12 protein-coding genes and 1 pseudogene are annotated in these 12969 nt (G+C 44.1%); 7 read left to right on the forward strand and 6 right to left on the reverse strand.

What is annotated here, in order from left to right; all coding sequences use genetic code 11:
* From AC0IXI_RS09490 to AC0IXI_RS09510, 5 genes and pseudogenes are all read left to right on the forward strand, one after another.
* Positions 1-988, forward strand: a pseudogene (locus AC0IXI_RS09490) (glycosyltransferase family 2 protein).
* Positions 989-997: 9 nt separating this feature from the next.
* Positions 998-2209: a glycosyltransferase family 4 protein gene (locus AC0IXI_RS09495; RefSeq protein ID WP_134186695.1), complete on the forward strand. Its 1212-nt coding sequence runs from the start codon at positions 998-1000 to the stop codon at positions 2207-2209.
* Between the two features lies 1 nt (position 2210).
* Positions 2211-3323, forward strand: a complete 1113-nt coding sequence (locus tag AC0IXI_RS09500) for a glycosyltransferase family 4 protein (protein ID WP_413498810.1) — start codon at positions 2211-2213, stop codon at positions 3321-3323.
* Between the two features lie 2 nt (positions 3324-3325).
* The gene (locus AC0IXI_RS09505; protein ID WP_413498811.1) at positions 3326-3733 is read left to right on the forward strand and encodes a hypothetical protein; all 408 of its coding nucleotides are present in this window, start codon (positions 3326-3328) and stop codon (positions 3731-3733) included.
* Positions 3734-3771: 38 nt separating this feature from the next.
* Entirely contained in the window at positions 3772-5163 is a 1392-nt protein-coding gene (locus tag AC0IXI_RS09510) for a DUF4832 domain-containing protein (RefSeq protein WP_471682313.1), read from the forward strand.
* 107 nt (positions 5164-5270) lie between these two features.
* On the opposite strand, the gene galE is transcribed toward AC0IXI_RS09510, so the two are convergent.
* The 4 genes from galE to yecR form a co-directional block, all read right to left on the reverse strand.
* Positions 5271-6287, reverse strand: a complete 1017-nt coding sequence (gene galE, locus AC0IXI_RS09515) for a UDP-glucose 4-epimerase GalE (RefSeq protein WP_471682314.1) — start codon at positions 6285-6287, stop codon at positions 5271-5273.
* Positions 6288-6392: 105 nt separating this feature from the next.
* Complete coding sequence (locus AC0IXI_RS09520; protein WP_471682315.1) at positions 6393-7316, reverse strand: glucosamine inositolphosphorylceramide transferase family protein; 924 nt, start codon at positions 7314-7316, stop codon at positions 6393-6395.
* A 287-nt stretch (positions 7317-7603) separates the two neighbouring features.
* Positions 7604-8101: a non-heme ferritin gene (ftnA, locus tag AC0IXI_RS09525; RefSeq protein ID WP_064512007.1), complete on the reverse strand. Its 498-nt coding sequence runs from the start codon at positions 8099-8101 to the stop codon at positions 7604-7606.
* Between the two features lie 228 nt (positions 8102-8329).
* A complete protein-coding gene (gene yecR / locus AC0IXI_RS09530; protein WP_342446873.1) occupies positions 8330-8623 on the reverse strand; it encodes a YecR family lipoprotein in 294 nt (97 codons plus the stop codon).
* A gap of 392 nt (positions 8624-9015) precedes the next feature.
* Here yecR and AC0IXI_RS09535 point away from each other — a divergent pair, with 392 nt between their 5' ends.
* On the forward strand, positions 9016-10170 hold the full coding sequence (locus AC0IXI_RS09535; RefSeq protein WP_134186707.1) for a methyl-accepting chemotaxis protein: 1155 nt from the start codon (positions 9016-9018) through the stop codon (positions 10168-10170).
* 162 nt (positions 10171-10332) lie between these two features.
* Positions 10333-10971: an RpiB/LacA/LacB family sugar-phosphate isomerase gene (locus tag AC0IXI_RS09540; RefSeq protein ID WP_424222286.1), complete on the forward strand. Its 639-nt coding sequence runs from the start codon at positions 10333-10335 to the stop codon at positions 10969-10971.
* A gap of 77 nt (positions 10972-11048) precedes the next feature.
* Here AC0IXI_RS09540 and AC0IXI_RS09545 read toward each other — a convergent pair whose 3' ends face one another.
* Both AC0IXI_RS09545 and AC0IXI_RS09550 read right to left on the reverse strand, forming a co-directional pair.
* A complete protein-coding gene (locus AC0IXI_RS09545) occupies positions 11049-11315 on the reverse strand; it encodes a hypothetical protein (RefSeq protein WP_424222285.1) in 267 nt (88 codons plus the stop codon).
* Between the two features lie 54 nt (positions 11316-11369).
* Entirely contained in the window at positions 11370-12788 is a 1419-nt protein-coding gene (locus tag AC0IXI_RS09550) for an MFS transporter (RefSeq protein ID WP_064512003.1), read from the reverse strand.
* Positions 12789-12969: the final 181 nt, after the last annotated feature.

Consider the following 12969-nt stretch of genomic DNA (forward strand, 5'->3'; position numbering starts at 1 on the left):
ATGGCTAATAAACCGTTTATTACAGTGAGTATTAAAACCCTTAACGAAGCCGAGTGCATCGAGAAAACCATCGATAGTATCCAACAGCAGATTGCTGATTATCCGCATAAGATCATCGTGGCTGATAGTTTATCGACCGATAACACTCAACAATTAGCAAGCGCTAAAGGCGTGACCGTGGTGTCTTTAACGCAGCCTGCGGATCGTTGCTGTGGGGTGGGGCATCAACTAGGTTATCTGTATAGCGAGGGTGAATATCTGTTGTTAATGGATGGCGATATGGAACTGGAAAAAGGGTTTATTGATAGTGCAGTTACATTTCTTGAGGCACACCCAGAATACGCGGGCGTTGCGGGTACCGTTGAAATGGATGATGCAGCAAATTATGAGTTTAAGTCACGCAAGCAACGACTACATGAAATATATCCGATAGGTGATTGCGATCATTTAGGGGGGAGGCTTATACCGTCGCGTGGCAATTGAAAAAATTGGTTATCTTACCAACCGTAATCTGCATGCCTTTGAAGAGGCAGAGCTCGGGATGCGTTTATTACATGCCGGTTATAAACTCCATCGCCTTGATGTTCCTTATTTCAGTCACACCTCACATAACATGCCGACATTCAAATTAATAATGTACCGTTGGCGCAGTGGTTATAACCAGGCAACAGGTGAGTTACTACGCAGTGCATGGGGGAGACCCTATCTGAGTCATGTTCTGAGTATGGTCAAAAACGAGATTATTTTTTCCATCTATATGTTTTTGCTTTTGGTTTCGATATTGACATTCAATGCTGAAATTATTGGTGTAGCGCTACTGCCATTACTTGCATTTATTATCCTGAAAGCGATTAAAAATCGCTCATTAATTAACGGGTTGCATAGTGTAATAAATTTAGCCGTGCTCTCTGCTGGGTTAGTCAAAGGGCTGACTCATCCAGTACGAGATCCTATGGTTCCACCCGATAGCAAAGTTATTCATGAATAGGCGGCCATGATGAAAATATTACTGGTAAATAAATTTTTCTACATCAAAGGCGGCGCGGAAACAGTTTATTTTCAAGAACGCGATATGCTGAAGCAGGCTGGTATCGAAGTTATTGATTTCTCTATGCAACATGAGAAAAATTTCCCCTCAGATTACGCAGAATATTTTGTCAGTAATGTTGATTATCATAAAAGCAGTAACTTATTAGGCGGGGTTAAAACAGCTGTAAATTTCATTCATAATGCTGAAGCATGCAAGAAAATGAAAGCGTTACTGGAGAAAGAGCGCCCGGATATTGTTCATTTTCATAATATCTATCATCAGCTAACGCCTGCAATTATAAAAGTTGCCCGTGATTTTGGTTGTAAAACGGTGTTAACTGCACACGACTACAAAATTGCTTGTCCATCATACGCGATGTTGCGCGATGGCAAGGTGTGTGATGCTTGTATCAACGGTGCCGTCTATAACGCATTCAAATATCGTTGCTATGAAGGCTCGGCATTTAAGAGTTTATTAATTTCTTTAGAAGCAACCTGGCAATATATTGCAAAAAATTATCAGGCCATTGACGTTATTATCTCCCCTAGTGAGTTTTTGCGGGGGGTGATAAAGCACACATTACCCAATTCGCGCATTGACGTTATAGTTAATGGCATTGATGACAGCCAACCATTTGACAATATAGAAGATAGAGGCTATTTGCTTTTTGTTGGTCGCATCAGCCCTGAAAAAGGAATTGAAACCTTGGCTCAAGCGCATCAGATGATGCGTAATAAAATACCACTAAAAATTGTCGGCCATGGTCCTATCTACAATGAATTGATTGAGAAGTATCCCGATGCTGAGTTTCTTGGTTTTGTACATCAGGGTGAAGAATTAGACAATCTGATAAAGCACGCGCGAGCGATTATTGTGCCTTCGGAATGTAATGAAAATTGCTCAATGTCAGTACTTGAAGCCATGTCTTTTGCTCGGCCAATCGTTGGGTCACGCATTGGCGGAATACCTGAACAAATCCGTGATGGTGTCGATGGGGCATTATTCGAACCAGGAAATGCGCAACAGCTTGCCGATATACTTGACGATTTGGCAATTAATCCAGAAAAAGCCCAACGCATGGGTCTAAATGCCCATGATCGCCTTTGCGGTAAATATGCAATGCGCGATCATCTTCAGGCATTACTGAATTTGTATCAAGAACTGTTAAGTAAGTCATAATATGACCAGAAAAATTACGGTTCTGGGCACTCGTGGAATTCCTGATGTACTAGGCGGGGTAGAAACGCATTGCCAAAATCTCTATCCCGCAATCAAACAACAATTTGATATCGATATCTGCGTTATTGCTCGTGCTCCTTATGTCGATTACCGTCATTCGCAATATAAAAATATCGAAACCCGCGCACTGTGGGCACCGAAAAAACGTTCTTTAGAAGCCATTGCCCATTCAGTTTTAGCGGCATTTAGCACCGTGTTTGATAAATCATCAATTGTTCATGTTCATGCCATTGGCCCTGGGCTTGTCGTGCCGTTACTACGTTTGCTGGGCAAGAAAGTAGTATTTACTCATCATGGCCCTGACTATGAGCGTCAGAAATGGGGATACATTGCAAAACAGGCTTTACTGATTGGCGAAAAACTTGCCGTTAATTATGCCAATGAAGTCATTGTTATTTCCGAGGTTATTAATCAGCTAATTCAAAAAAAACATCGGCGTATGGATGCACATTTAATCCATAACGGGGTTAATATTCCGGAACCGCTGGCAGCAGAAACCATTAGTAAAACACTGGGTCGGTACGCGTTAAAACCTAAGAACTATCTTGTAGCGGTAGGGCGTTTTGTGGAAGAAAAAGGGTTACACGATTTGATTACTGCCTATCATAAATCTGGCGTCTCAGAGACATTAGTATTGGTTGGTGATGCAGATCATCCTTCTGACTACAGTATGCAGCTGAAGCAATTAGCGATAAAAACACCGAATGTTATTTTGACCGGTTTCTTAAAAGGTGATGCACTGAAGGCAGTCTTTTCCCAGGCTAAGCTGTTTATAATGCCTTCGTATCACGAGGGATTGCCGATAGCATTGCTTGAAGCAATGTCGTATTCACTGCCTGCTGTAGTCAGTGATATTCCGGCGAATTTGGAAGTAGGGTTGCCAGCTGAAGCCTATTTTAAAGTCGGCAATGTGGCTGATTTAGCCGAAAAAATTAAGGCAAGAGTAGTACTCAACAATACCGATTACAGTGACTTCCTGCGAAATTATGACTGGCTTGAAATTGCCAGAAAAACAGTCAAAGTGTACCACTCAATAAACAAATCAATAGGTTAAAATTGAGCAATTCAACCAGACGCCCACTCGTACTTGATCGTTTTTATGAAGTGCTTGATGAGCAAACCCAGGCACAACTGACTGCTGAACAAAAGCAGGATATAGAAGATGCGATAGTTTCAGTCACGTTGTCGTCACGTCATCGCATCGATGTCCGCAAGAGCTTCCCATTTTTTGGCAGGCGCTATTATCTGGTCTTTTTGTTAGGGCGAGATTTCCGCAAGCGACTACGCAAAGAATCCACACTGGTGCGCATCGTCGTGACGATTTTGATCCTTTCAGGCTTGCTGTTCGCAACGCTCTGCGTGTTACTCACGCTATATATGATTAAGTCTGCCGTAGGCATTGATCTCATTCATGATTTCCATGTTGGGATTTGGGACTGGTGGCTCAGTCTGAGGAACAAATAGCTTTTGGCTCATTAACCCTCTACGGATAACGGAGTCTCATGAATATTAAAACTTTTATAGCGTTGATGTGCATGGTCGTTCCGGGAGCCGTACTGGCTGAGTCGATGACAGTCGTTACACCTAAGGCACTCTCAGGCCCACTCACTAACCCAGGCATGGGCATCGCCAGTTTTCACCAGGGTTACGGCGAGCAACACACTGAGGCCGACTACCCGAATCCCGGCATTGAATACGAACGCTTCTACTGGAGCGAGCTTGAACCGGTTGAAGGGCAATTTAACTACGCATTGGTTGACGACGCTTTTAAATTCGCAGCGATGCACACGCCCGCGATGAACGTCGGGCTGCGCTTTATGGCCCTCGATGGCCCGGAAAGCGGTTCAAAAATCCCTGACTGGTTGATTAAAAAAGTTAAGGGCGTATGGACTTCAGACGGAAAAACCTTCGTCCCCAATCTCGATGACCCAGTATTTCTGCAATACAGCCAGCGCCTGCTCAATGCTTTCGGCAAGCACTACGATGGAAATGAAAACCTGGCATACCTTGATATCGGCATGGTGGGGTCGTGGGGAGAGTGGCACAACAGCAATTTCCCCTCACTTAAACCGCTCGATAAACGCTACACACCAGCGCAATTAGAACAGTACGTCAGAATGCATTTTACCGCGTTTCCAAAAACACCGAAAATTATGCTGATTGCCGGTGGCGACAACCTGGTCAGCGCCGTGAAGCAGGGCGCAGGCTGGCGGGCTGATTGTTTGGGTGACTGGCGTAACTTTTCGGCAACCTGGAATCTGATGGAAGATGATTATCCGCAGCGCTTAGAGGCGGCTCAAGCTGCGTATTCCGGTTTCAATGATGCCTGGAAACGAGCACCTGTGAGTTTCGAAATCTGCGGGTACATGCCGGAGTGGAAAACCGAGCAACATTACAGTCTTACCGAAGTGCAACGCACATTTGACTGGGCCATCGCACAACACGCCAGTACGATTAATTTGAAGTCACGGGCGGTGCCAAAAGAGTATCGCGGCATTGTCGACCAGGCGCTGACCAGGCTTGGTTATCGTTTTCGTTTAGTCTCATTGAGCCATAATTCTGCTGTCGCGAAAGGTGGTGTTCTGACGCTTAATAGTCAGTGGGCAAATGACGGTATCGCACCCATTTACCTGAAATACAACGTGACATGGCGTGTGGTCAACGAGTTGAACAAAGTCATTGCTCAGGGGAAAACCAGTGATGATATTCGCACCTGGTTACCCGGAAAGCGGCCAATCGCATATCAACTGCCAATACCTGGGACGGTGGCTGATGGGCAGTATTATATCGAAGTGGCAATACTGGATGGGACGGGGAAATCGAGAATTAATCTGGCTAACGAAGGGAAACGTAGTGGTAGCTGGTATCGGATTTCTAAGTTAAATGTTCAGTGATTAATTGGCTCTGAGTCTGTCAAGACAGACTCAGAGTGTAAATACCCGTCATACTTTAAGCGGCATATGCGTTGGCAATACTTGGTCCATTCGCGGGCCTCGCCATACTACGAGCTGTAACCATTCGGATTATTTTTCTGCCAGTTCCAGGTATCACGCATCATTTCATCAATCGTTCGCGTGGCCTGCCATCCCAATGTTTGTTTTGCTAAAGATGAATCTGACCAGCATTCCGCAATATCACCGGCCCTGCGTTCCACAATCTTATAGTTAATCTTAGTCTGAGATGTTTTTTCAAATGCCTCAATGAGATCAATGACGGAATAACCCACGCCAGTACCCAGATTTATCGCTTTAAAAGATGCACCCTCATTTTGATGATCCAATGCCGCCAGATGTCCACTTGCTAAGTCCAGCACATGGATATAATCGCGAACGCCTGTGCCATCAGGTGTAGGGTAATCATTGCCATATACCGACAGACACTTCAGTTTGCCGATTGCCACTTGTGAAATATAGGGAACCAGATTATTTGGAATACCGTTAGGATCTTCGCCAATTCGCCCCGATTGATGAGCGCCAACCGGATTGAAATAGCGCAAACAGGTAATGCGAAACTCCGGTTGTGCGAGGGAGAAATCACGCAGAATCTGCTCAACCATAAGTTTGGATGTGCCATAAGGGTTTGTGGTGCCGCCAGTCTGGCAATCTTCGCTCAACGGCACTTTTTCGGGATTCCCATAGACGGTTGCCGATGAACTGAAGATGAGGCTATTTACACCGGCATTTAGCATCTCACTAAGTAACACTATTGTGCCAGTAACATTATTCTCATAATATTCCAGTGGTTTTTTAATTGATTCACCAACAGATTTTAAACCAGCAAAATGAATCACATCAGTAATCGAATGTTTTGAAAAAATAGTTCTCAAAATATTCTTATCTAAAACATTAGCAACATAGAGAGTAGGGTTTTTTCCTGTTAACTCTGCAACCCGGACTAAAGATTCTTGAGATGAGTTAGAGAGATTATCGATAACGATGACCTCATCACCTCTTTCCAGTAAAGCCAATACAGTATGGGAGCCTATATAGCCAGCACCACCTGTTACAAGAATTGCCATAATATCTCCAGATAAATATTACAAAACTAGTGTGGTATTCGGTGCTTAATTTACTGTCAACTATTGAAAACCTAGCACCGGTCGATGGATTTTTCTTATGTATATTCAGGCAAACGATTTTTTACGGTATTTAACCCAAGCCTTAAATAAAACTTTTTTTAAAGGAGACAAAAGGCTGAATACCCAATTTTTGGTGTCATAAACAAGATGGTTATTCGAAAAGTTTAACGTGTGAATACCTGCGCTTTGGTTGATTTCAGGTGTGACATGTGCCGCCAGTTTCTCCTCAAAAATCAGTGGATTGATGGTGATTAATTCTTTGATAAAAATGGATTTCCCGTAAGAGTCAGATGTGCATTCTTGAGTGAGGATATATTTCTTATCATTGATAAAATAAGAAGCACCGGCCCCACGGTGATGGTGGTTGCACAGTTTTAAAGACGGGTTTATTTTTTTCCACTCACCGAGTATTTGATCTGCAGTGTGAATAACCATCTCATTGTTAAGTGTGGTAGAAATGAGGTAACAGGTATTCTCTAAGGTGAAGAATATATTATCGGTAAATTCAGCGTCAGAAATTAGCACCTTCACCTTTTTCCAGCGAGTGGGAAACTCAGTGGATTGGAAGAGTATCACTTCTTTTCGCTCTGAAGACTCAGGAATCATAAACAGATTATCATTAAGATAAAAAAGATATGGGAAGGATAAATGGCACTTTAAATCATCAAACCCTTCTAGTTTGATATCCTGAATCTCATTAAGTTTATCGTCAAGAATCCGACATCTGAGAATGCCTTTAGAATTTAGAAAGCTAAGTGCTTCATAGAAAAGGTAGAGTTTATTATCTTTCTCTATAATAAAAGGATCTGCCTGGAAGGTATATTTTTTCTTCAGTAATTTTGCTTGTGAATTATTTAAAATATCCAGGGTATTTTCAGGAAAAGAATGAGAGTTATTTTTGATGATCATAATATCCCATGATTCATGGAAAAATAACTTTCTAATTAATTTATTGTTTTTACTTAACATTTTATCATATTGTCCATATTAGTTATTGCAAGTAACAGGAAAAACATGACGCTTATTATTATAAATAATGCTTAACAATCGATGTGTGGAGCAGCTCATTGCACCAGCAAGTAGCCATAGAAAACTGACATGAGAAGGTGCTGAATTGGAGTATAGACGCTTAACAGATATCCGCCACAGAGTAAGGTTTTTAGCGGAAAAGTGATTATCAGGGATTACTGAAGGGAGAGGGGAGTTTTAGTTAAGGAGAACCGGCAAGTACAAGATATACTTGCCGGGAATATTTATTAAGCTTGAGTATCGAGGGTAGAAAGCTCTTTATCTACGAAATACAGACCTTCGCCGCTTTTTCCAACCAGACTTAATTTATCCAGTACGGACTTGAACAGTTTCTCTTCTTCATGTTGTTCAGAAACATACCATTGCAGGAAGTTGAAAGTTGGATAGTCCTGAGATGTCATCGCAGCATGAGCCAATTCATTAATCTTGCGAGTAATTAACTGCTCATGTTCGTAAGTGGCATTAAACAGGTTATCTAAAGATGAGTAGTCATGGTCTGGTGCCGGGACCGCATTTATGCGTGGCAAGCTTCCAGTGTCAGTCAGGTAAGAAAACAGACGCTGCATATGCTCCATCTCTTCCTGAGCATGGCGACGCAGGAAAGCGGCAGCCCCTTCAAAGCTATGGTAGCTGCACCAGGCACTCATTTGTTGATAAAGCAGGGAGGAATAAAGCTCAAGATTCATTTGTTCGTTAAGTTTTTCGATCATTTCAGCTTTTAGCATGGTGCGCTCCACGAGAATGTATATTTAACAATGTCGCTACTTTAATTTTATTATTTCTATAATGCAAAGGAATTGTTAATTATATTATTGTAATGAGAATGGTTGTTAATATTGTTTCTTTTTTATAATTAATTCGTTCTGAAAATAAGAATTATTACTGTTTATTTATGGGTCAGAAGATAAATCTTAGCTAACCCTAATTTTAATGACGTTAAGGTGATTGTTCTATTATTGAACAACACTCTCATCTTTCAGATACCGCTCCATTCCCACTCCGCGACACTGGTACTCAAGCGTTACTTTTTGGCTCAGGCACACAGAGCCACTGGTCACGCTACAGGTTTTGATTGGCTCTCCGTAAGGATATGCGGCGATATAACCCCACTGCTGGCATTGGTGGCTGGCTGCTGATTGCGCAACATAAGTATCCACTTTCGCCGTTTGTAATGGCGCAAGGTCAAATCCCAGACGAACCACACCCACCACTTCACTACTTTTTACGGGCACAGGCGTTTTATTCACCGTACATCCAGCTAATAACGCCGTGGTTAAAATTAAATAAACAGTTTTCATTATTCTGATGCTCGAATGATTTTTTAATGATTTTAGCACGCACAAAAATGAAAAATGACCAACAGCATAAAGCTGTTTAATTTCGATTAGGGCGAGGTAAATGGATTTTCCTAACATAAATTTTGGGGCTTAATAATGGTGAAAATGGGCATCACCAATATTTGTGGTGTGATTAAATTTTGATCACAACTGCCATCAAGTTTGGCTGAATCGTGCCGACAATACTGGTAATGCACGGTCTTCTCTCAGTATTGGTATACAAAAACCGAATAAACGGAGCTGAGGTGACTACAGCTGGTGCAGGAAAGACTTTTTATTATTTCACCAGGAAAATACAAAACATGAAGTTTATTCGTAATATCAAAATCCGCGTCATGGTGGTGCTGATACTGATCTTCTCGTCAGTGGCGTGGCTCGGTGTTTCCGGGCTGGCGCTGTGGTTTTTACATGATTTGCAACAAAACCTGGTACTGAATGCGCAACAAGAAATGTGGATCGGTATCGTTCGTTTCTTGCTCGGGGCTTCGGTGTTAGCAAGCATTGCCATTACGTTGGTAACTGAGCGCTATCTTTATTTCTGCCTGGTGAAGCCGGTCGAGAACATTCGCGCACATATGCATATTCTTGCGCGTGGTGAACTCGAAACCCAATTACCTGATTTAGGCAGTAACTGCATTGGTTTGATGGTTTCACCGATCCAAAAAATGCAGTCGAATTGGGAAAAAGCCGTTTCCAACATTCGTTCCAGCGCTCACACCATTCGCGGAAATGCCACGGAAGTGGCTGAGGTGAACAACGAATTGTCTTCTCGTTCTGAGCAACTCGCCGCAGCGTTAGAAGAAACGACTGCCAGCATGGAGCAATTGAGTAGCACGGTTACGCTGAATGCTGAAAATGCCAGCCACGCGAGCGTACTTGCAAAAAATGCGACTAAGACGGCAGTAAACGGCGGGGAGTCGGTAAAAAAAGTGATGACCACGATGGAGACGATAACCAGCAGCTCTCATAAAATTGTCGATATCACCACCGTGATTAACAGCATCTCCTTCCAGACCAATATTCTGGCGTTGAATGCTGCAGTTGAAGCCGCTCGGGCCGGTGAGCAAGGGCGAGGTTTTGCAGTAGTAGCAAGTGAGGTACGTAATCTCGCTCAACGTAGTGCAGTGGCGGCGAAAGAGATAGAAACCTTGCTCAAAGAGTCCGTTGATAACATTCATACTGGTTCTGAACAGGTGAAGAAAGCGGGTGAAGCGATGGGGGAGATTCTGAATGCGGTCACTCAAGTGAACAATATTATGGGCGATATTGCCAATGCGTCGGGTGAGCAGAGCCAGGGTATTGGGCAGGTAGGGGTTGCAGTAAGACAGATGGATGCGGTCACGCAGCAAAACGTCAATCTGGTTCATCAATCTGCACTTTCGTCAGTGGAACTGGAAAAACAAGCGCACCAGCTTAACGATATTGTGTCGATGTTTCGCATCGCTAAACCCGGCTGAAAATGTGGGAATACTCTCAGTTGAACACAGAAGTGTGAGCGCACCTTAATTTTTTAAAACAAAATTTCATTAAATTTGAAAGTGTGTTTGTGAGCTAGTATCGTTAGTGCATACCAAAGCTATTCACCACGGAAAATCCCGTGACCCAATCAGGAGACGGAAATGAAAATAGCACTGATGATGGAAAACAGTCAGGCTGGCAAAAATGCAATCATTCTTAATGAGTTGCAAGCGGTTGCTGCTGAGAAAGAGTACCCGGTTTACAACGTAGGTATGAGCGATGAGCAGGATCACCACCTGACCTACATCCACCTCGGTATTATGGCCAGTATCCTGTTGAACTCTAAAGCTGTAGATTTCGTTGTGACCGGTTGCGGCACAGGTCAGGGCGCAATGATGTCTCTGAACATCCACCCAGGTGTGGTTTGTGGCTACTGCCTGGACCCTGCTGATGCATTCCTGTTCTCACAAATCAACAACGGTAATGCGTTGTCACTGGCATTCGCTAAAGGCTTCGGCTGGGGCGCTGAGCTCAACGTTCGTTACATGTTTGAAAAAGCATTTACTGGCCGTAAAGGCGAAGGCTACCCGATTGAGCGTAAAGAACCACAGGTTCGTAACGCCGGTATCCTGAACCAGGTTAAAGCTGCAGTTGTTAAAGAAAACTACCTGGATACCCTGCGTTCTATCGACCGTGAACTAGTGAAAACCGCTGTGACCGGCGAACGCTTCCAGAAATGTTTCTTCGAAAACTGCCAGAACAAAGATATTGAAGCATTCGTACGCGAAATCCTTGCTTAATCTCTTTTAGCCATGCTTACGGCCAGCCTTTGCTGGCCGTATTTTTTGTGCCAACACCGCTTTAACTCGTGGCGCTTTTAGCGCCATCCTTCGATTCGCCCGCTAAAATGCGCAACTGGCTCTTGCGGCCACCTCTGATGTTCGGCAGCCATATGCTGCTCATCCCAATGTTTACTGTTTATTCCTTGCTCCGGCATTATTTCCGGCCAGTCTTGCTGCACAGCACTGGTTTTTGGATAAGGGTTATGCAAAGAAGGGTTGGTAAGAGGTTGGATCTCAACAGCAAGAGCTTGAGACCCTATCAGCGATAACATCATCAGTAAGAATATCGATAAGCGTTTCATAGTGGCCTCACACACCTGACCTATAGTTAAGTGTAATTGAGGCCAGCGACCGGGTTAGTGTTTTTTCGACACACTGCTACCCGCATTGTGTGGTAAACGCAGCAGATCAAACAAACCTACCAGGCAAATGAGCGTAATCATCACAAAAGAAATCTTGATAGAAATGCCTGGGATTGCAGTTAAATCGAGCCACTGACTGACTTTCTCCCCCAGACGAATCCCTATCGCACCAAGCGTAATTCCCAGCCCTACAGAAAGCTGTGTGGCGGTACTAAATAGCGTGTTGGCGTAGCTCATTTGCGTGGATGGCACATCTGAAAAGGCGAGGGTGCTTATGCCCGTAAACTGCATCGAACGGAACATCCCGCCAAAGAAGAGTATTGCTATGGTCGCCCATGCTGCGGTGTGCGGAGTAAGAAACGCACAAGCCAGCAGAGAAGCGACGTTCAGAAGGCCATTAATAATGAGTAATTTCTTGAACCCTAATGCGCGAATTAACGATGTCGTTGCAGGTTTCATCGCGAGATTTCCGGCGAAGACTGCCAATACCAGTAAGCCCGAATGAAAAGCATCCATTCCGAAACCAACCTGGAATAGCAACGGCAATAAAAAAGGGACCGCGCTGATGGAGGTACGAAATAAAGAGCCCCCGTACATCGTCACACCAAAGGTCTGTACCTTTAAAGCATCAAGGCGAATCATCGGGTGCTTAGCGTGTTTAAAGTGCCACAGTGAGAACCACAGCGCCGCTGCACCTAATACCAGCAAGCTCACAGTTGGCAGCACCTTAATTTGCGATTGCCCAAGCATTTCCAGGCCGTACACCAGGCTAATCATTGCCACCGCAGTGCCGGTAAAACCAATGCCGTCAAACGGGCGGCGGTCATCATCATGAATATCGGGAATCAATCGCCACGCCAGCGCCATGGCAATTAACCCAAGTGGTAAGTTGATATAGAAAATCCAACGCCACGACGCGTAGCTGGTGATAAATCCGCCCAGAGGAGGGCCAATAATAGGAGCAACCAGCGCGGGCCAGGTGAGGGTGGCAATCGCGGTGATCAGTAAATGCTTAGGGGTTGTACGCAGCACAGCCAACCGCCCGACTGGCACCATTAGCGCACCACCGACCCCCTGTAAAATGCGCATCGCGACAAACTGCTCAATCGTATTGGCCATGCCGCACAGTACCGAGGCGAAGGTGAAGATCCCTAGTGCCAGGGTGAAAACTTTACGTGCGCCAAATCGGTCCGCAATCCAGCCGCTGGCGGGTATCAATACCGCCAGAGTCAGCAAGTAGGCACTCATACCGATATTCAGATCAACGGCATCAACACCAAAAGTTCGGGCCATTTCCGGCAGCGCGGTGGCAATGACCGTCCCATCGAGAAATTCCATAAAAAAAGCGCCAGCGACCAGGAGTGCCATTCCTGAAATGCCACGCTTTGCTGCCGGAGAAGGGGAGTTAGTCATGAGTGAAATTCAAAATTAAAATAATGTTTTAAAAAATTGTTGAGTCAATTAACCAGTTAAGTCGTGGATATGCAAGCCATTTTGTGTGACGAAGATGTAAAATCCACACTGAAAATGTGTGATGCGCATCACAAAACTATTGATTTATGTGACGGATGTCTTATTATTAGCCCCATAACAA

Source organism: Buttiauxella sp. AC038 (assembly GCF_979253565.1).